Consider the following 19,504-nt stretch of genomic DNA (forward strand, 5'->3'; position numbering starts at 1 on the left):
CCCGCTCGGCAGGCGGGTCAGGCGCGGCCGTCCAGACGGGCGGCCCGCCGTTGCCGACCGTCGCGCCAGCCCGTCACTTGTCGGTGTCGGTGTTGCCTTCCAGGTCCTCGGAGGCCGCCGAAACCGTGGGCTTGGACTCGGCGGGCGCAGGCGGCGCGGCGTCCCCGGTCGGGACGCCCTTCTCCGGTTCGGGAAGGTCCTTACCGCCCTCGAGCAGCGTGATCAGTGCCGCCCCGGCGATGCGCCGGAACGCACGGCCCTTGCGGCGCCGGTCGAGCACCGCCACCTCGAGCTGGGAGGCACCCAGCTCACGGTTGGCGCCGTTCTCGCCGCCGACACTGCCCAGCGCCTCGACCGCGAGCTTCAGCGCGGCGCCGAGGTCGGCGGTGACGTCGTGGCGCTCGCGCAGCACGTTCGCGATCGCCTCGGACTGCCCGCCCATGGCCATGAAACCCGGCTCGTCCATGACCGAGCCGTCGTACGTGATGCGGTACAGCTCGTCCGCCTCCGCGGTGACACCCACCTGCGCCACGCAGATCTCCACCTCGTACGGCTTCTGCGTCTCGGTGAAGATGGCGCCCAGGGTCTGCGTGTAGGCGTTGGCGAGGCCCCGGCCGGTGACGTCACGGCGGTCGTAGCTGAACCCGTTGAGGTCGGCCATCCGCACGCCGGCCCGGCGCAGGTTCTCGAACTCGTTGTACCGGCCGACGGCCGCGAATCCGATCTTGTCGTAGATCTCGCTGATCTTGCGCAGCGACGTGAGGTTCTCGGCAACCAGCAGGATGCCGCCCTCGTACGTGAGGACGACCGCGGAGCGGCCGCGCGCGATGCCCTTGCGGGCGTACTCCGAGCGGTCGCGCTGCACCTGCTCGGGCGAGGCGTAGAACTGCATTGCCACGGGTGGCTACTCCTTCGATGACCGGATGGCGGAGGGGGCGTTCGGAAAGCGCCGGCGCTCAGCCGCCCGGATTCTCCATCCGCCCGCGGACCACGTCCTCGGCCACGGCGGTGATCTCCGACTCGGGGAGGCGGTGGGTGCCCTCCGCCGTCGCGGTCATGACGACCGGGTAGATCTTGCGGGTCAGGTCCGGCCCGCCGGTGGCGGTGTCGTCGTCGGCCGCGTCGTACAGCGCCTCGACCGCGAGGCGGATCGCGTCCGCGGTGCTCACCGCCGCGCGGTACCGCTTCTTGAGCGCGGCCTTGGCGAACAGCGAGCCCGAGCCGATCGCCTCGTAGCCGGTTTCCTCGTAGAGGCCGCCCGCCACGTCGAAGCTGAAGATGCGCCCGACGCGGGCGTTGTCGGCAGGCGTCAGGTCGTACCCGGCGAACAGCGGCACGACCGCGAGACCCTGCATGGCCGCGCCGAGGTTGCCGCGCACCATGGACGCCAGGCGGTTCGCCTTGCCGTCGAGGGACAGCATCATTCCCTCGATCTTTTCGTAGTGCTCCAGCTCCACCTGGAACAGCCGCATCAGCTCGATGCCGACACCCGCGGTGCCGGCGATGCCGATCAGCGAGTACGCATCCGCGGGGTGCACCTTCTCGATGTCCCGGCTGGCGATGAGGTTGCCCATCGTGGCACGCCGGTCGCCGGCCATGACGACGCCCTCGGCGGTCGCGATGGCCACGATCGTCGTGCCGTGCGGCGCCAGGTCGGCGGCCATGCCCGGCGGCAGCGGCCGACGACCCGGCAGCAGTTCGGGTGCCGCGTAGCTCAGGAACTGCGTGAAGGAGGACGTCCCCGCATTGGTGAACACATCTGGAAGACGCCCGGATGGATCAAAACCCGATGCCACGTGGTTCCCTTCAGATACGTGATCGCTTCCCCGAGAAGCTCCGGGTCGTCCCGGAACCGCCCGAGTCCGCCGCTGCAGTTGAAGCACAATATCCCGCGCACCCATCCGGTGCGACGATCGTGATCAAGGTGTTTGGGGTCGGGCGCCTGACAGATGGCGCACCGACCCTCCTGAGCCAGCAACATCTCGTCGAACTCGACCGAGCTCTCTCCGTCGCGGTCGTCCAGCCCCCGTGGCATGTCCGATTCGCTCCTTAAGTACTACTCGCCGCCCTTTTGGACGTAACCGCGGACGAATTCCTCCGCGTTCTCCTCCAGGACCGAGTCGATCTCGTCGAGCAGGTCGTCCACATCCTCGGTGATCTCGGCGTGCCGCTCGGCGACCTCCGGGTTGGCCTCTGTGGTGACGTCCTCGATCTCCTCGTCGCGGCGGCCCTTGCCGGACTGCGACTGGCCGCCGGTGTCTCGGGTTGCCATCTGAGTCCCCCTTCATCGCCCTTGTTGCCCGGCACGCCTGGGTGCCGAGGGTCCCTAGGTGCTGCACACGCCTCAGGTGCGGAGCCCACCTCACCATCGGGTTGGACAAAACCTACCTCGCGGGTACGACGAAAACCCCTGGCGCACCGGGAGTTTCTCGCCCCGCGTACGCACTCAGCGACTCGTGATGACCTCGAGCAGGTCCTTCGCGCTCTCACAGCGGTCGAACAACGCTCCCACGTGCTTGCGAGTCCCCCGCTCCGGCTCCATCATCGGTACCCGGACCAGCGACTCCCGCCCGACATCGAAGATGACCGAGTCCCAGCTCGCCGCGACCACTTCGGACGCGTACTGCGCCAGGCACCGGCCACGGAAGTAGGCGCGGGTGTCCTCGGGCGGCTCCACCATGGCCCGGCGGGTCTCCGTCTCGTCCAGCAGGGTCTTCATCGAGCCCCGGGCGACCAGACGGTGATAGAGCCCCTTCTCCGGCCGCACGTCGGAGTACTGCAGGTCGACCAGTTGCAGCTTGGGCGACGACCAGGCCAGGTTCTCCCGCTCCCGGTAGCCCTCCAGCAGCCGCAGCTTGGCCACCCAGTCCAGCTCGTCCGCGCACAGCATCGGGTCGCGGCCCAGCTTGTCGAGCACCGTCTCCCACCGCCGCAGCACGTCCGCGGTCTGCTCGTCCAGGTCGTCGCCGTAGCGCTCCTCCACGAACAACCGGGCCCGCTCGTAGTACGCCCACTGCAGATCCAGCGCGGTCAGCCGGCGGCCGTCGCGCAGCCGGATCAGGTGCTTGAGAGCGGGGTCGTGGCTGACCGCCTTCAGCTCCGACACCGGGTCCGCGATGCCGAGCTCGCCGGTGAAGATCTTCGCCTCGATCATGCTCAGCACCAGGGCGGTCGTGCCCACTTTCAGGTACGTCGAGATCTCGGACAGGTTCGCGTCACCGATGATGACGTGCAGCCGACGGTACTTGTCCGCATCCGCGTGCGGCTCGTCTCGGGTGTTGATGATCGGCCGCTTCAACGTCGTCTCCAGGCCGACCTCGACCTCGAAGAAGTCCGCCCGCGACGAGATCTGGAAACCGGCGCCCGTGCCGTCCTGGCCGATCCCGACCCGCCCGGCGCCGCAGAACACCTGCCGGGTCACGAAGAACGGCGTCAGGTGCGCGACGATGTCCGCGAACGGGGTCTGCCGGCGCATCAGGTAGTTCTCGTGGGAACCGTAGCTGGCGCCCTTGTTGTCGGTGTTGTTCTTGTACAGCTGAATCCGGTGCGTGCCCGGAATCGTGGCGGCCCGGCGCGACGCCTCGGCCATCACCCGCTCGCCGGCCTTGTCCCACCGCACCACGTCCATCGGATTGGTGCACTCCGGGGTGCTGTACTCCGGGTGGGCGTGGTCGACATACAACCGCGCACCGTTGGTCAGTATCACGTTCGCGAGGCCCAGGTCCTCGTCCGCCAGGGCGTCCGCCGGATCGTAGGCCGCTCCCGAGTACGTGAACCCGCGCGCATCGCGCAGCGGCGATTCCTCCTCGTAGTCCCACCGGGCCCGGCCGCCCCGATTCAGCTCCGGCCGCGCCCCGTACGCGTTCACCACCTGTGAGGAGGTGACCATCGGGTTGGCCCCGGGCTGGCCGGGCACGGAAATGCCGTACTCGACCTCGGTGCCCATGATCCGTCGAACGCTCATCCCGTCACTCCGCCCGCCACGTCGATCCCCGAGCCCATGTATCGAGCCTAGACGCTTCGCCGCGCATCATGTCGTCTGCCCGTGCGCGGCGCGGCACGCTCGGTGGCGGCAGGCACGCTCCGTGCCGGGGCGGACGCCCGGTCCAACGCCCGCAGAAGGCGCCGCCCGAGCGCCTGGCCCGGCCGCTCGACCAGGCGGTGTGACAACCCGGCCGCACCCAACGCCAGCAGCAGGAACGCGGCACCCACCAGAACCCGCACCGGCACCGGGCGGGTGGCGAGCCCGGGCACGAGGGCGACCACCCGGGCCAGCACCAGGACGTGCAGGAGATACAGCGAGTAGCTGATCGTGCCCAGCCAGACGAGGATTCGCGGCACGGCGCGCCGCCGCGCGGCGTACGCCGCCGCGAAAGTGACCGCCACCGCGACCACCGTGGTCAGCCAGACCAGGTGTGCGGTACGCCCCGGCAGGTAGATCCAGTGCGCCGCGACCGTGCAGACGCCGACGACCGCGAGGGCCGACGCGGCTGCCCGCCACCCGAGCTGCCCGTGCTGGGCCCGGTGCACCACCGTCCCGGCGAACATGACCGCCAGCAGAAGCACCCCCTGCCAGGACGCCACGACCGTGCTGTCGGCCGTGGGATGCCCGTCGAGCGCGGGCAGCGCAACGGAGCAGATCCCGGCCGCCCCGGCAACCGCGATCAGCCGCCTCCGCCCGCTCAGGCATGCGGCGATCACCCCCGCCACGAGCACCAGCAGCAGCGCCGCGGTGAGCCGCCGCCCGGCGGGGCCCGCGGCGAACAGCCCGTCCGGCAGGACCGACCCGGCGGCCAGGGCCGCCAGCGCCAGTCCGGCCGCCCACCAGCCACTGTGCCGGTGCAGCCGCCACGCGAAGAGTCCGGCCACCACCAGATAGAAGATCATTTCGTACGACAGGGTCCAGAAGACCCGGACCGTGCCGCGCAGGCCCAGCGGGTCCTGCAGCATCGTGGCGTGGGCCAGCACCGCGGTGACCGGGTCGGCGCGCAGCGAGGCCCGCATGCCGGCCAGCCCGGTCATGGCGAGGACCGCGGTGACCGCGATCGCCACCAGGTACGCCGGATACACCCGGAACAGCCGCCCGATCCAGAAGCGGCGCAGCGACCCGTGCCGTTCCAGCGACATCGGGATCACGTACCCGCTGACCAGGAAGAACAGCAGCACTCCGTACTTGCCGAGGTCGATGTGGTGGTAGATGCGCAGGTGCCGCTGCGGGCCGAGCACGAGTGGGCTGAGGTGGAACCAGACGACCGTGAGCGCCGCGAAACCGCGCAACGCGTCGAGCCAGCCGAGCCGGACCGGTTCCGCGGCGGGCGTGGGCAGGCTCCCGACGCCTACGGCAGGCTCAGGCAGCCTCCAGGCGCCCGCGGCGACTGCGCCGGGGCGGGTCTGCGGCCCAGGTAAGCCCGGCTGGGCCGGTGGCCCGGCGGCGGTGGTCCCGGTGTTCGCACCGGATGCGGCGGTCACACCGGGTGCAACGACGCGGCGCGGGCGGGGCGACGAGGAGTCGCCCCGCCCGCGCCGGGCGATGCACGGTTACAGGTACTGGCCGGTGTTGCTGACCGTGTCGATCGAGCGGCCGGCCTCGGCGCCCTTGCCACCGGAGACGAGCGTACGGATGTAGACGATCCGCTCGCCCTTCTTGCCGGAGATCCGGGCCCAGTCGTCCGGGTTGGTGGTGTTGGGCAGGTCCTCGTTCTCGCGGAACTCGTCGACGCACGAGTCCAGCAGGTGCTGCAGGCGCAGCCCCTTCTTGCCGTTGGTGAGGAACTCCTTGATGGCCATCTTCTTGCCGCGGTCGACGATGTTCTGGATCATCGCGCCGGAGTTGAAGTCCTTGAAGTACAGGACCTCCTTGTCACCGTTGGCGTAGGTGACCTCCAGGAAGCGGTTCTCCTCGGACTCCGTGTACATCCTCAGCACGACCGCCTCGATCATCGCGGCCACCGTGACGTCCCGGTCGTTGCTGTGCTCGATCAGGTCGTCGTCGGACAGCGGCAGCTCGGCGAGGATGTACTTGGCGAAGATGTCCTTGGCCGCTTCCGCGTCCGGGCGCTCGATCTTGATCTTCACGTCGAGCCGGCCCGGCCGCAGGATCGCCGGGTCGATCATGTCTTCCCGGTTGGAGGCGCCGATGACGATGACGTTCTCCAGGCCCTCGACGCCGTCGATCTCGCTGAGCAGCTGCGGGACGATCGTGTTCTCCACGTCGGAGGAGACGCCGGAACCACGGGTCCGGAAGATCGAGTCCATCTCGTCGAAGAACACGATGACCGGGGTGCCCTCGCTGGCCTTCTCCCGGGCCCGCTGGAAGACCAGGCGGATGTGCCGCTCGGTCTCACCCACGTACTTGTTGAGCAGCTCCGGGCCCTTGATGTTGAGGAAGTAGCTGGTGTGCTTCTCCTCGCCGCGCCGCTCCGCGATCTTCTTCGCCAGCGAGTTCGCGACTGCCTTGGCGATCAGCGTCTTGCCGCAGCCGGGCGGGCCATAGAGCAGGATGCCTTTCGGCGGGCGCAGCTGGTGCTCCCGGAACAGCTCGGCGTGCAGGAACGGCAGCTCCACCGCGTCGCGGATCTGCTCGATCTGGGCGTGCAGGCCGCCGATGTCGGTGTAGTCGACGTCCGGGACCTCCTCGAGGACGAGCTCCTCGACCTCGCTCTTGGGGATCCGCTCGTACGCGTACGCCGAGCGGGGCTCGATCATCAGCGAGTCACCCGCGCGCAGCGCGGACACCTGCAGCGACTCGGCCAGGTAGACGATCCGCTCCTCGTCGGCGTGCGAGACCACCAGCGCCCGGTCGGGACGGTCGCCCGCCGGCCCGGCCAGCACCTCCTTGAGCAGGACGACCTCGCCGACCCGCTCGTAGCCGAACGCGTCGACGACGTTCAGCGCGTCGTTGAGCAGCACTTCCTGGCCGCGCTTGAGGTCCTCGACCACGAGGGACGGCGACACCGCCACCCGAAGCTTGCGCCCGCCGGTGAACACGTCAACCGTGCCGTCCTCGTGGGCGGAAAGGAACACGCCGTAGCCGCTCGGCGGCTGGGCTAGCCGGTCAATCTCTTCCTTGAGAGTGACGATCTGGGCCCGGGCTTCCTTGAGGGTCGCCACGAGCCGGTCGTTGTTCTCGGTCAGTCGGGCCAGCTGCGCCTGCGTCGCCGCGAGTCGCTCCTCGAGCTGCCGGACGTGTCGGGGGCTTTCGGTCAACTTGCGCCGCACCAGAGCGAGTTCCTCCTGCAGGAACGCGACCTGGCTGGAGAGATCGTTGGCCTCTTTCTCCCAACGTGCGGCGCGGGAATCCGCCTCGTCGCTACGTGCCACGTCCCACCTCCCCGGGGGCTCGAACGTCTTGCAGATAACACTAGCCGTTGCGGGCCGGTTTTCGACCCGTGCAACACCCTCGTCACTGAACCTTGATCCATTGAGCCGGACTGCTGCGCCACCCGGTCGGAGCCGTCGGGTACGGTCGGTCCGGATGAACTGTGGGAGGCCCAGCATGTCGACGCAGACGGAAACGGACGAGCTGCAGGTCTGGGTGGATCAGGACCTGTGCACCGGGGACGGCCTGTGCGTGCAGTATGCGCCCGAGGTGTTCGAATTCGACATCGACGGCCTCGCGTACGTCAAGGACGGCTCGGGTGAGCTGCTGCAGAGCCCTGGCGTGCGCACCGACGTGCCGGCCGGGTTGCGCCTCGAGGTGATCGACGCGGCCAAGGAATGCCCGGGCGACTGCATCCACGTCGTGCGCCGCACGGACGACGTGGAGATCGCCGGCCCGGACGCGGACTGACCCGCGCCGGAGCCGCAGCGAAAGGCCCCGTACAGAGGGCGGCCCCGTCACAGGGCTGCCCCGTCACAGGGTCGGCCGGCCCACCAGCGACGCGACCACCCGGGAGAACTCCTCGAGCCGGGCGATCTGCCCCGGGCCGCCGTCGTCGAGCGTCTTGCCGAAGCGCAACGCGTCGTGCCGCAGCGGCGGGCGGCCCTCGTCTTCGAGCCCGGGCGGCGGCACCGCGTCGTCAACCGAGCTGAGCAGGAGATACACGTCGATGCTGTCGACCCGCGCCTGCCCGCTGGGGGTACGGGTCAGCCGCCGGCGACAGCCCACCTCGGTGACCGTGGACAACGGCACCACACGCAACGACGAGGTCATCGAGCCGACCGGGCCGTCCCCGGGCGCCACGTCCTCGCCGTGCCACAGCACGAGCCGGCTGCCGTCACAGATGACGACCTCCTGCCAGACGCCGTTCACCTCGTTGACGAAGCGCTCCAGTGTGAAACACAGCACCGTGGCGCCGCGCAGCACACCGAACAGCGCGTCCAGGGCGACCTCGGGGTCGCGCAGGTACGCCCGGGCGGCCGAGTCGAGATCCTCGTACGGCGACCAGTCCGGGAACACCGCCGGCATCTCGTTGCTGCCGCCGAACGGCGGTGAACTCATCGCGCCCACCCCATCCTCCCGCCGACCCGGCTTCCGCTGACACCCGGCGATTGCAGGGTCCGCGACGGAACCTACCCGACGCCGGGCCCGGGCTCACACCCCGGGATCGGCGGCGGTCTCCGCGTGATCCGGGTCGATCTGCGGGCCCGGGGCGGGCGGCGTCTGCTGCGCGGCGCGGCGCAGCGCGTACGCTTCGGCGCCCTTGCTGGGCTTTCGTCGCCGCGGCGGCGCGGTGACCCCGGGGGCCAGCTTGCGCGCGGACACCAGGAACGCCGTGTGCGCGATCATCCGGTGGTCGGGGCGGACCGCCAGCCCGTCGGCGTGCCAGTCCCGGATCAGCGACTCCCAGGCCCGCGGCTCGGTCCAGCCACCGCGCTCGCGCAACGCCTCCACCAGCTCGGACAATTGGGGCGTCGTGGCCACGTACCCGATGAAGACGCCGCCGGGCACGAGCGCCCGCTCGACCATGTCGAGGGCTTCCCACGGCGTCAGCATGTCCAGGATGATCCGGTCGAAACCGGTCTCCGTGGCGTCCGCCACATCGCCGTTGTGCAGGTGCCACGCCGGGTGGGGGCCGCCGAAGAACGACTCGACGTTGCGCTTGGCGATGGCCGCGAAGTCGTCGCGCAGCTCGTACGAATGCAACTCGCCGGAACGGCCCACCGCCCGCAGCAGCGAGCAGGTCAGCGCGCCGGAGCCGGCGCCCGCTTCCAGCACCTTCGCGCCGGGGAACACGTCGCCCATGGCCACGATCTGCGCCGCGTCCTTGGGGTAGATCACCTGGGCGCCGCGCGGCATGGACAGCACGTAGTCGGACAGCAGCGGCCGCAAAGCCAGGTACGCCGTGCCGCCCGCGGAGGTCACCACGCTGCCCTCGGGCAGCCCGATCAGCACGTCGTGCTCCAGCGCGCCGCGGTGCGTGTGGTACGCCTTGCCCGGTTCGAGCACGACGGTGTGCATGCGGCCCTTGGGGTCGGTGAGCTGCACGCGATCCCCGGGCTGGAACGGCCCGCGGTGCACGGGTGCCGGCTCGTCGATGCTGGTGATGGATTGGACGGTCACGGCACTTCTCTCTGTTCCCCGCTGCGGACGGCTTCCCGGATGCCTCAGCGCGGTCCCCCACGCCGCCGGCCCTGCGGCTCCAGCACCTCGGCGAGGTCGCCGACGTGCAGAACGCCGAGCACATCCTCGCCTGCGGTCACCAGGTACTGCGCACCCGGGTGGGCCTGCACCGCGTGGACCACCTGTTCCCCGCTGAGCTCGACCGGCAGCGCGGGCACGGCGGCCAGGCCCCGCGCCACGGTGTCGACCGCCACCCACGGCCGCCGCTGAGCCGGGACCGCGGCCGCGGATCTCGCGTCGACCAGCGCGACGAGCCGCCCCGCCGCGTCCGCGACCGCCAGCGCGTGCGGCCGTTGCGTCTCCCCGGCGCGGCGCTGCGCCTCGGCCAGAGGAGTCCCCGACGGCACCGCCAGCACCGGGCGGGCCAGCTCTTCGAGGTCGACCAGCGGAAACCGGCGGGTCATCCGGGCCAGCCGGATCGACTGCCCCGCGCCCTGCCACAGCGTGCCCGCCACGAGCAGCACGAAGGCCAGCCCGAACAGCGTGAACAGCCGAAGCTGGTACAGGCCCAGCGCGAACATCGCGGTGCTCGCGGCGATGCCCCGGCCGGCCCAGCCGGCCACGACCGTGGCCCGGTTGCGGTCGCGCAGCAGGGCCCACATGCCGGCGCGCAGCGCCCGGCCGCCGTCCAGCGGCAGGCCGGGAAGGACGTTGAAGACCGTCACGATGACGTTGCTCGCGGCGATCTGGAAAGCGACCTGCTCGATCACCGTACGGTCCGGCAGCGCCACCGCGGCCGCGGTCGCCAGCGCGCCCAGCAGCAGCGACACGGCCGGGCCGGCCAGCGACACGAGGGCGTCGATGCGGGGCGTGGGTGCATCGGAGTCCATCTCCGTCCACCCGCCGAGCAGTTCCAGCGTGATCCGGCGCACGCCGATGCCGTAGTGGCGGGCGGTCAGCGCGTGGCCGAGCTCGTGCAGCAGCACCGAGGCGAGCAGGCAGAGCACGAATCCGAAGCCCACGAGGTAGCCCATCGGGTCCGGCAGGCCCAGCTCCGCGCGGGCGTAGCCGCCGTACACGACCGTGACCACGAGGGCCAGCAGGACCATGGACGGGCTGGCGTAGACCGGCACGCCCAGGACCCGGCCGAGGCGGCGGCCCCGGCGCACCGAGGGGCGGCGCGGGCGGTCCGGGGTGTCGTCCACGGCATCGATGCTACGGAACGCCCCGCCGCGTACCGATGCGCCGTTTCGTCGTACCTCTCCCCTAGCCTGTCCCCCATGACGGCACAGACGGCGTTCCCGGCCCCACCGACCGCCCCGCCGAGCGCCGCTTCGGAGCCCCCGGTGGCCGCTTCGGGGCGGGCAGGCGACGCTTCGGCGGCCGCACCGGCCGATCGGCCGACAGGCCCGTCGCTGTCGCCGTCCCGGGCCGCGGATTTCAAGACCTGCCCGCTATTGTTCCGGTTCCGCACGGTCGACCGCCTGCCCGAGCAGCCGTCGGCCGACCAGGTCCGCGGCACGCTCGTGCATGCGGTGCTGGAGCGCCTGTTCGATCTGCCCGCCACCGAGCGCACGCCGGCCGCGGCGGCGGCGCTGATCGCCCCCGAGTGGCAGCGCCTGCTCGCGGCGGAGCCCGCACTCGCCGACCTGTTCTCGACGCCGGCCGGTGCCCTGCCCGACGAGGCGGCCCTGCTGGCGGATTTCCTGGCCGGTGCCGGTGACCTGCTCGCCGGGTATTTCGCGGTCGAGGACCCGCGCCGGCTGGAGCCGTCCGAGCGGGAGCAGCTGATCTCGACCGTGGTCGACGACGAGTTGCTGATCCGCGGGTACATCGACCGGCTGGATGTCTCCCCCGCCGGCGACCTGCGCGTGGTCGACTACAAGACCGGCGGCGCTCCGCGGGAGGCGTTCGAGGGGCGGGCGTTGTTCCAGCTCAAGTTCTATGCGCTCGTGCTGTGGCGCACTCGTGGCGTGGTGCCCCGGGTGCTGCGCCTGCTGTATCTGAAGGATGCCGAGGTGTGCGACTACCAGCCGGAGGCCGAGGAGCTGGAGCGTTTCGAGCGCACGCTGGTCGCGCTGTCGCGGGCGATCGAGCGCGCCAAGAGCGACCGCGACTTCCGCCCCAAGCCGAGCCGTCTGTGCGGCTGGTGCCGCCACCAGCAGTTCTGTCCGGAGTTCGGCGGCACCCCGCCGCCGTATCCGGAGCCCGACGCCGGCCCGAGCGAGGCGGCGGTGTCGCCGTCCGAGACCGAGCCGCAGGTTGGCATCGCATCGCCGGCCGGCACCGCACCGCCCGCGGCCGAGTGGCTGACGGCCGCGGGCAGCGCCGGAACCGGCGCCCCGGCACCGGACGGAGCGGCCGGGTCCGGCGCGGGACCGATCCCCTAGGGTGAGACCGGGCCGGACGCGCCGGTGCGGGGAGGCGAGCGGTGACGGCAGGCGGCGGGGCGGCGGCAAGCCGGCCGATCCGGGTGCTGCTCGCGGATGCCGCGCCGCTGCAGCGTTCCGGCCTGCGCATGGCGCTGGGCGCGGCGGACGACCTGACCGTCGTCGGCGAGGCGGCCGACGGCGCGGAGGCCGTCGATCTCACCCGCCGGCTGCTGCCCGATGTCGTGCTGCTGGACCTGCCGCTGCCCCGGCTCGACGGTCTCGCCGCGACCCGGGCGATCACGGCAGCCGGCCTACCCGCACGCGTGCTCGTCTTCACCGCGGACGATCACGACGACCTCGTGCTGGGCGCCATCGCCGCGGGAGCGGTCGGCTATCTGAGCAAGGATGCGCCCGCCGAGGCACTGACCGCGGCCATCCGTACCGTCGCCGCCGGGGGCGCGGTGGTCGCCCCCGGGCCGCTGGCGCGTCTGCTGCCCCGGCTCGCGGCCGCGGTGCCGCCGCCGGCCGCAGCTGTGCCCGCCGCGCTGGGCACGTTGACCGAGCGGGAACGCGAAGTCCTGGCGCATCTGGCCCGCGGCCACACGAACGCCGAGATCGCCCGGGCGTTGCTGGTCAGCGAAACCACGATCAAGACCCACGTCGGGCACGTGCTCGGCAAGCTCGGCCTGCGCGACCGCGTTCAGGCGGTCGTTCTGGCGTACGAGTCGGGGCTGGTCACGCGCGGCACCTGACCCGCGGGGAGCATTCTCAGGGTTGCGGAGCGCGGCCATGCCGGCGTGGCCTGGCCGCCGGCGCGAACCGCCCCGCGCGACGGGTGTTGAGACGCTCCCCGACCTGCCGCGCTGCCGTCTCGATGCTGGCGCGGTCGTGCGGCAGCATCAGGCGGCCCGGGCGGAGTCGGCGGCGGCCCGGCGCACGGCGATGTCGCCGCTGGCCGTTCGGACGCGCAGTTCGAGGCCGACCTGCTGGCCCCCCTCGCCCGCGCCACCCATCGCGAGGTCGCTGGTGGAGGAGCCGGACGCGGTGTTGAGGTCGAGCCAGACCCCGGTGCCGCGGGCCACCCCGACGGTGACGTCGCCGGAGGCCGAGTGGATGTTCGCCTGGCCCCGGACGAGCCGGCCCAGCTCGATGTCGCCGGACGCGGTCTTGGCCTGCAGGGAGCCGCCGACGCTGCGGATCGTGAGGTCACCGCTGGCGGAGTTCGCGATGACGTCACCGGCGACGTCGCCGACGCGCAGGTCACCGGAGGCGCTGCCGATGTGCAGGCTTCCTCCGACATGGTCCAACGTGACGTCACCGCTGGCGGCCTTGACCTGGGCGTCGCCGGTGACCCGCTCGACGATCGCGTCGCCTGACGCGAGGTCGGCGCGCAGCGCCGCGTACTCGCCGCGGGCACGCAGGTCGGCGGAGGCGGTCCGGACGGCCAGTGAACTGCCGGCCGGCACCTGGATGACCACGTGCACCTTGGCGGAGCGCCGCCACGGCCACCCGCCGTCCTCGTACGGGCGCACCGCGAGCTGGTTGCCGTCGAAGTCGACCCGGAAGTTCTCCGCGGCCTGGTGGGCGGCGGCGCTGTCGTCGTACGGCGTGACCTGCACGCGGACGGCGTCGCCCGGCGCGGTGGTGAGCTCTGCGGCGCCGCGGTGCATCTCCAGCCGGATGTCGACGGGGCCGTCGTGGGTGAAGTCGTACTCGGGCATGGTGCTGCTCCTTCGGGTGATGGTGGGGGTCAGGCCTGGGCGAAACCGGTGATGCGCTTGCCGCTGCGGCCCGAACGCCCGGAGCGCTCGCTGCGCGGAGGGGCGCCGGGCTGGGTGGCGGCCGCGGTGACCGCGCGCACCAGCCACGCGTTGACCGAGATGCCCTCGGCGGCCGCGGCCTGCTCGACGTGGTTCTTCAGTGCCTCGGGCATGCGCAGGGTCAGCCGGGCCAGGTCGCCGCCGTCCAGCAGCGGCGGCTCGGGCATGGGCTCGGCGGCGGCCTCGGTGACGACGAGGTCGGCCTCCCGGCCGCGCAGGCGCACCTCGACGCCGGCGCCGTGCAGCCGGGTGGTGATCTCGGCGGCCGCATCGGACAACGCCTCCAGCAGGGCCAGCCGGGCGGACGCCTCCAGCGCATAGCCGAGCATGTCGGCGGCGCGCTGGGTGTCGGGCCCGCCGGGCGCGGCGGCGGCCGCGAGGTCGGCCCGGAGCATCTCCAGGTACGGGGTCAAATCCATGACTCCATACTGACGCCTTGGATGACGTCAGTCAACCATCAATTTGACGTCAACGTGCCGTCAGACGCGCACCGCCGGAAGCAACGTCGCGAGGTACGCCGGGTCCACGCCCTCCAGCGACTCCCGCAGGTGCACCCCGCCGATCGGCGGTAGCTCCAGTTCCGCGGGCACCGCGAGCACGGCCGCGCCCGCCGCGAGCGCGCTGGCCACCCCGGTCGGCGAGTCCTCGATCGCCACGCATCCCGCGATGGGCACCCCCAGCAGCCGGGCAGCCGTCCGGTACGGCTCCGGGTCCGGCTTCGGCCTGGTCACCTCGTCGCCGCAGACCACCGCGTCGAAGTTCGCCCGCCCCAGCGTGTCGAGCGCGACCTCGACCAGCCGCCGCCCGGTGGAGGTGACCAGCGCGGTGGGCATCCCGGCGGCGCGGACGGCGCGCAGCAGCTCCGCGGCGCCCGGTCGCCACACCAGCCCGCGAGCGAACAGCTCGAACACGCGGCCGGTCAGCCACGCCGCGTCCGCCGCCTCGTCTCGGCCGGGCTGGCCGAGGTCGTCGCGCAGCAGTTGCATCGTGCGCGTCATGCTGGTGCCGATCATCGCGTGCCGCGCGGACAGCGACAGCTCGCCGCCCGCGAGCCGGGCCAGTTCGGTCAGCGCCACGTCCCAGACCGTCTCGCTGTCGACCAGGGTGCCGTCCATGTCGAACAGCACCGCCGCCGGTTGCCGTGTACTCAGGGTCGCCTCCAGGGGTGCAGGGGTGCGGCTCATTCTGCGATCCCACAGGCGCCCCGGCGATGTGTCACCGGACACGTCGCGGGCCCGCCGGGACGGGCATGATGGGGCCGTGCCGGCCGAGGACGTGACCCCGCTGACCGTACGGCCGGTGCGCCGCCCGTGGCTGTCGCAGCGCTGGCACGACCTGACGTTCCTGCACTGGGCGGTGACGCCGGAGGTGGTGGCGCCGCTGCTGCCCGCGGGCACCGTGCCGGACACCCTCGACGGGATGACGTACGTCGGGCTGATCGGCTTCCGGATGGTCGGGGTGGGTCCGCTGCGCGGCCCGGGGGTGCCGTACTTCGGCACGTTCTGCGAGACGAACGTGCGGCTGTACAGCGTGGACCGGCACGGGCGGCGGGCCGTGGTGTTCCGGTCGCTGGAGGCGGCCCGGCTGGTGCCGGTGCTGGTCGCGCGGGTGCTGCTGCGGCTTCCGTACATGTGGTCGCGGATGCGGCTGGTCCGCGAGGGCGACGTGCGGCACTACACCAGCCGGCGCCTCTGCCCGGGCCCGCGGCCCGCGGTCAACGCCATGTCCGTCCGGGTCGGGGCGCCGATCGCCGATCCGACACCACTGGAGCATTTCCTGACCGACCGGTGGGGGCTGCACACCCACGCGTGGGGCCGGACCCTGCACCTGCCCAACGAGCACCCGGCCTGGGTGCTGCACCGCGCCGAGCTGCTCCGCCTCGATGACGGCCTGGTCCGCGCGGCGGGCCTGCCGGATCCACTCGGGCCGCCGGTCAGCGTGCTGCACTCCCCCGGCCTGCCGGTCGTCTTCGGCGGGCCGGACGTGCCCGGCGGATGAGGTCGCGGCTACGCGGTCACGGTCACGGTTCGTGTCGTCACCCGGCCGGCGGCATCGTACGCGGTCACCGTGAGGGCGGTCCGTTTCCGGCTGGCCAGCTTGGTGCTGACGGCGACACTGCTGCGCGGGCCGCTGTAGAGCAGCTTGGTACCGGCCTTGAGCACCAGTTTGACCACCCGGGCCGATGACGTGGGCGCCGCCGACGCGGTGATGCGCACCGGCGTGTAGCCGCCCTTGCGCGCCCCGGTGACCTTCATGGCCGGACCGGTGATCCGCGGGCCCGTGACGCTGGCGACGACCCGGGTCAGCAACGTCGCGACATTGCCGGCCAGGTCCGTCGCCCGGATCTCGACGGTGTGACGCCCGAGCGGGAGGCTGAGCACCGTCGCGGTCGAGGTCGTGAAGGCCACGATGCGACCGTCCACGACGACCGTGTACGACGCCAGGCCGGTGCCGGTCTCCTGATCGGTCGCGGCAGGCCAGGTGAGCGTGAACGTCTGGGAGACCTCCTGCACCGCCGGGTACGACGTGGCCGTCGCCAGCCTCGGCGGCGTCGTGTCGCGGTGCAGGTAGACGTACCGTTCCGTGTGGCCGCCGGGGCCGTTGGCCTGCACGGCCAGCGTGTGCGGTCCGTCGGCGAGCTCGGGCGTCCAGGACCGTTCCGTGGCCGCGAGCGTGCCGGCCAGCTCGCCGTCCACGTACACGCGGTATTCGTCGAGCGGCCCGTCGCCGTCCGGCTGGGTCCAGGTGACGGTGGTCGAGGGCCGGGTGGTGATGCCGCCGTCCGGGCCGGTGAGCTCCGGTGCCTCGGGGGCAGGCGGCGCGTCCACGGTCACCGTGGTCTGTGCCTCGCTCGTCCCGTTGAAGGCGGATGCGACCAGCGTGACGGCGTTCTCCCCGTCGGGCAGTTCCAGCGGGATGGACCGCGCGGTGCCCGCCGCGGTGTCGGTCCAGTTGCCGTTGACGTAGATGTCGTACTTCTCGACCCGGAGCGGATGCGGCTGGTCCCAGGACACCGTGACGACACGGGTGTGCTGGATGTCGGCCAGCGGGGTGATCACCGCGGGTTCCGGGACGGCGGTGTCCACGTCGAGTGTGGTCGTTGCGGTGGCACGGCCGTTCGGGCCGATCGCGGTCAGCGCGATCGTGTGCACCCCGTCGGACAGGTCCAGCTTCCGCCACGTGCTGGACGGCGACGGCGTGGCGATGACCACCCCGTCGAGGCTCAGTTCGTATTTCGTGATCCGGTGCGGGCTCGGCTGTGTCCAGGACACGAATATGTCGCTGTACCGCACGTAGTCGAGGCCCGGACCGGTGATCACGGGCGCCGCCGGGGCTGCGGTGTCGACGACCACGACGGTGCTCGCCGTGGCGCGTCCGTTCGGACCCACCGCGGTCAGCTTCACGGAATGGGTGCCGTCGGCAAGGTTCAGCGGCCAGATGGTGGCCCCGGCGGCCGGGGCGGGTGCGGCGGTGCCGTCGACGGTCACCTCGTACCCGGTGACGCGGCCCGCGTTCGGCTGGGTCCAGGTCAGGTTGGGTGTGCCGGTGAGCTGCACGGCCGCCCCGGGGCCGGTGATCGTCGGCGCGGTCGGCGCGGTGGTGTCCACGGTGACCGTCAGCTCCGCCACGGAGGTGCCGGCGACGTTGCTCGCCTCGAGCCGAAGCTTGTGGCTGCCCTCCGTGAGCGTCAGCGGGTACGACCGTGCGCTCACGCCCGGATTGGCCACGGTGACACCGTCCACCTTGAGCGCGTACCCGGTGACGAGGTCCGGGGATGCCTGGGTCCAGGACATCGTTGCGGTGCGGGAGGTCATCGTGATGCCCGGCGCGGTCACGATCGGCTTCGGCGGGGCGGACAGGTTCGTCCACAGCCCGGCCGTCGTGGTGCCACCCGCGTTCCCGACCTTGTCGATCGCGGTGACGCCGAATCCGTGCGTCGCGTTGGTGAGCGGGGTCGGCACGCTCACGGACAGCGGCCCGGGCCCGGCCGGGACGTTCGCCACCGCCACTGTGCCGTCGACCTTTACCTCGTAGTGGTCGACGCCGGAGCGGTAGTCGGTCGCCGCGTCCCAGGTGACCGTCGTGGTGAGCCCGCTCTGCCGGGCCGTCACGTTGGTCGGCTTGTCCGGGCCGGTGGCGTCGCGCGACAGGCTCAGCGGGTTGGGCTCGCTGAGGTTGCCGGCAGCGTCCACGGCGTACATGTTGAGCTGCGCCGAGCTGTCCGTCATGGTGGAGCCGAATACCGCGGACGGCAGCTTGGCGCTGGTCACCCCGGTCGGCGTGGTGATCCACACGTCCGTGCCCTCGCCGGTGCGCGCGACGATCCGGTAACCGGCGACGTCGGCCTCGCCGCTGACCGGGCGGCTCCACGACAGCGTGTAGTCCCCGCGGCCCAGGTACCCCGCGACGGGCGCCGGGCTGACCACGGGCGTGATCGGCGGCTTGGGCGGGGTCACGTCGCTGCCGGAGTCGGTGATCTGGACGGTCGCCGCCGACGCGGTGGCCGACACGAGGCGCACGGCGAGGCTGGAGTACGGCACCCGCCACACCCCGCCGACGGGCATGCCCGGCTGGGAGTCGTACTGGTTGCGGGCCGGACCGGGCGTGGTGTCCACCAATGTGGATGCCTCGCCACCCGTGTGGGCCAGCAGGCCGCGCCACCCGTGCTCGGAGTACCACGACGCATCGTCCGGCCGGTACTCCAGGAAGTACGAGGAAACGCTCGTCGCGATCTTGAGTGCGCGGCGGCCGGAAGCCGCCGCGCTCGGCGCCAGCGTGTACGTGCCGGGTCCGCCGACCGTGGAGACGTCGGCGTCGCCCAGCAGTCCGAGCTGCGCCGCGTGGACGGCGTTGAGGGTTTCTGGTGAGCGGGTGCTACCCATCACCTCCCCGCCATCCGCGTATTCGCCCTGGGGGCAGACCCAGTTGTACGCGCACTGCTCCACGGGATAGTTCGCGTGGTCGAGGCCGAGATTGTGCCCGAACTCGTGGGCCAGCACGGCGCTGGGAACGTCGCCGACGAGATCGTCGGGCAGCCACACGTTGCTTCCGTGGATGCTGCCCAGTCCGGCCCAGCCGGCGCCGTCGCACGGGTTGCCCTCGGGCAGCACCATCACGAGGTGGCTGTGCAGGTCGCCGGTCGCGGGCAGGCCGAGCGCCGTCCGGACGGACGTGACGATCTGCGAGGTGTTGCAGCCGCCGGGGTCCGCGATGGCCAGGACCGGCTCGACGGTCACGGAGCCACCGCGGATGGCGCTGTGGGACAGCTTGTCCCACGTGGCCCAGGCGGTTTCGACCTGGGTGCGCCAGTCGGTGCGGGTTGTGCCCGCGTACGTGCCCCACGTCAGCGGTACGAGCCGGGTGTCGTGCGCCCCGGCGATGCTCGCCGGTACCGCGGCGGCGACCGCCTGACTGCTGACCACCGCGGTCGGGTCCGCGGACAGGGCGGCGACCGCTTGCGCCGCGGTCCGCGCACCCTCGACGGTGACCGAGACCGTCGTCCCGGTCGGCAGGTCGGCGAGCGCGGGCTCGTCCACCCGCACGGTGGTTCCGGCCATCGTCAGCGTGGTCAGGTGCTCCTCGACCGGCGGAGCACCGGGCGCCGAGTCGACCACGACGTCCGTCACCACGGCGGTCACGGGCACCTCGCCCGCGGCCGCCGCCAGGACCGTACCGGGTGCCATGGCGGCGACCAGTGCGGCCGCAAGCCCGCTGACGGCGAACCGCCGGAACCCGCTCATGATCCGATCTGCCACGGCGAGACCCATCGCCGTCGGCGCGGCGGGCTTGAGGATTTCCTGAGACTGATC

General features: G+C 72.0%; 18 protein-coding genes. 4 read left to right on the forward strand and 14 right to left on the reverse strand.

Annotated elements, in window-relative coordinates; genetic code table 11:
• Positions 1-73 precede the first annotated feature (73 nt).
• From prcA to arc, 7 genes are all read right to left on the reverse strand, one after another.
• Positions 74-898 (reverse strand): proteasome subunit alpha, encoded by an 825-nt coding sequence (prcA, locus tag ACMCNK_RS07695; RefSeq protein WP_412735694.1) that lies wholly within the window; start codon positions 896-898, stop codon positions 74-76.
• A gap of 58 nt (positions 899-956) precedes the next feature.
• Positions 957-1,796, reverse strand: coding sequence for a proteasome subunit beta (prcB, locus tag ACMCNK_RS07700; RefSeq protein ID WP_412735695.1), 840 nt, complete (start codon positions 1,794-1,796; stop codon positions 957-959).
• On the reverse strand, positions 1,715-2,035 hold the full coding sequence (locus tag ACMCNK_RS07705; RefSeq protein ID WP_412735696.1) for an endonuclease VII domain-containing protein: 321 nt from the start codon (positions 2,033-2,035) through the stop codon (positions 1,715-1,717). Before ACMCNK_RS07705 ends, prcB begins: the two co-directional genes overlap by 82 nt.
• Positions 2,036-2,056: 21 nt before the next feature.
• Positions 2,057-2,272, reverse strand: a complete 216-nt coding sequence (locus tag ACMCNK_RS07710; RefSeq protein ID WP_412735697.1) for a ubiquitin-like protein Pup — start codon at positions 2,270-2,272, stop codon at positions 2,057-2,059.
• A 174-nt stretch (positions 2,273-2,446) separates the two neighbouring features.
• The gene (gene dop / locus ACMCNK_RS07715) at positions 2,447-3,964 is read right to left on the reverse strand and encodes a depupylase/deamidase Dop (RefSeq protein WP_412735698.1); all 1,518 of its coding nucleotides are present in this window, start codon (positions 3,962-3,964) and stop codon (positions 2,447-2,449) included.
• A gap of 47 nt (positions 3,965-4,011) precedes the next feature.
• Complete coding sequence (locus ACMCNK_RS07720; protein WP_412735699.1) at positions 4,012-5,469, reverse strand: acyltransferase family protein; 1,458 nt, start codon at positions 5,467-5,469, stop codon at positions 4,012-4,014.
• A gap of 69 nt (positions 5,470-5,538) precedes the next feature.
• The gene (gene arc / locus ACMCNK_RS07725) at positions 5,539-7,320 is read right to left on the reverse strand and encodes a proteasome ATPase (RefSeq protein ID WP_412735700.1); all 1,782 of its coding nucleotides are present in this window, start codon (positions 7,318-7,320) and stop codon (positions 5,539-5,541) included.
• Positions 7,321-7,495: 175 nt separating this feature from the next.
• On the opposite strand from arc, the gene ACMCNK_RS07730 reads away from it, so the two are divergent.
• Positions 7,496-7,789 carry a ferredoxin gene (locus tag ACMCNK_RS07730; RefSeq protein WP_412735701.1) on the forward strand — a complete coding sequence of 98 codons (294 nt, stop codon included), beginning with the start codon at positions 7,496-7,498 and terminating at the stop codon, positions 7,787-7,789.
• Positions 7,790-7,852: 63 nt separating this feature from the next.
• Here the strand turns inward: ACMCNK_RS07730 and ACMCNK_RS07735 are convergent, their stop codons facing one another.
• From ACMCNK_RS07735 to ACMCNK_RS07745, 3 genes are all read right to left on the reverse strand, one after another.
• On the reverse strand, positions 7,853-8,440 hold the full coding sequence (locus tag ACMCNK_RS07735) for a hypothetical protein (RefSeq protein WP_412735702.1): 588 nt from the start codon (positions 8,438-8,440) through the stop codon (positions 7,853-7,855).
• Positions 8,441-8,533: 93 nt separating this feature from the next.
• On the reverse strand, positions 8,534-9,502 hold the full coding sequence (locus ACMCNK_RS07740) for a tRNA (adenine-N1)-methyltransferase (RefSeq protein WP_412735703.1): 969 nt from the start codon (positions 9,500-9,502) through the stop codon (positions 8,534-8,536).
• A 44-nt stretch (positions 9,503-9,546) separates the two neighbouring features.
• On the reverse strand, positions 9,547-10,707 hold the full coding sequence (locus tag ACMCNK_RS07745) for a M50 family metallopeptidase (protein WP_412735704.1): 1,161 nt from the start codon (positions 10,705-10,707) through the stop codon (positions 9,547-9,549).
• A 75-nt stretch (positions 10,708-10,782) separates the two neighbouring features.
• Here ACMCNK_RS07745 and ACMCNK_RS07750 point away from each other — a divergent pair, with 75 nt between their 5' ends.
• Positions 10,783-11,892 (forward strand): RecB family exonuclease, encoded by a 1,110-nt coding sequence (locus ACMCNK_RS07750; protein WP_412735705.1) that lies wholly within the window; start codon positions 10,783-10,785, stop codon positions 11,890-11,892.
• Positions 11,893-11,933: 41 nt separating this feature from the next.
• A complete protein-coding gene (locus ACMCNK_RS07755) occupies positions 11,934-12,626 on the forward strand; it encodes a response regulator (RefSeq protein ID WP_412735706.1) in 693 nt (230 codons plus the stop codon).
• A 147-nt stretch (positions 12,627-12,773) separates the two neighbouring features.
• Here ACMCNK_RS07755 and ACMCNK_RS07760 read toward each other — a convergent pair whose 3' ends face one another.
• From ACMCNK_RS07760 to ACMCNK_RS07770, 3 genes are read right to left on the reverse strand one after another with little or no spacing between them, the layout of a single operon-like run.
• Positions 12,774-13,595: a DUF4097 family beta strand repeat-containing protein gene (locus ACMCNK_RS07760; RefSeq protein ID WP_412735707.1), complete on the reverse strand. Its 822-nt coding sequence runs from the start codon at positions 13,593-13,595 to the stop codon at positions 12,774-12,776.
• Between the two features lie 29 nt (positions 13,596-13,624).
• Entirely contained in the window at positions 13,625-14,113 is a 489-nt protein-coding gene (locus ACMCNK_RS07765; RefSeq protein ID WP_412735708.1) for a DUF1778 domain-containing protein, read from the reverse strand.
• Between the two features lie 60 nt (positions 14,114-14,173).
• Positions 14,174-14,821: an HAD family hydrolase gene (locus ACMCNK_RS07770; protein ID WP_412740779.1), complete on the reverse strand. Its 648-nt coding sequence runs from the start codon at positions 14,819-14,821 to the stop codon at positions 14,174-14,176.
• A gap of 133 nt (positions 14,822-14,954) precedes the next feature.
• On the opposite strand from ACMCNK_RS07770, the gene ACMCNK_RS07775 reads away from it, so the two are divergent.
• Positions 14,955-15,692, forward strand: a complete 738-nt coding sequence (locus ACMCNK_RS07775) for a YqjF family protein (RefSeq protein ID WP_412735709.1) — start codon at positions 14,955-14,957, stop codon at positions 15,690-15,692.
• A gap of 8 nt (positions 15,693-15,700) precedes the next feature.
• Here the strand turns inward: ACMCNK_RS07775 and ACMCNK_RS07780 are convergent, their stop codons facing one another.
• On the reverse strand, positions 15,701-19,435 hold the full coding sequence (locus tag ACMCNK_RS07780; protein WP_412735710.1) for a hypothetical protein: 3,735 nt from the start codon (positions 19,433-19,435) through the stop codon (positions 15,701-15,703).
• Positions 19,436-19,504 lie beyond the last annotated feature (69 nt).

The sequence above is a fragment of the Krasilnikovia sp. MM14-A1259 genome (assembly GCF_047159535.1).
In the GTDB taxonomy this organism is placed as follows: Bacteria; Actinomycetota; Actinomycetes; order Mycobacteriales; family Micromonosporaceae; genus Actinoplanes.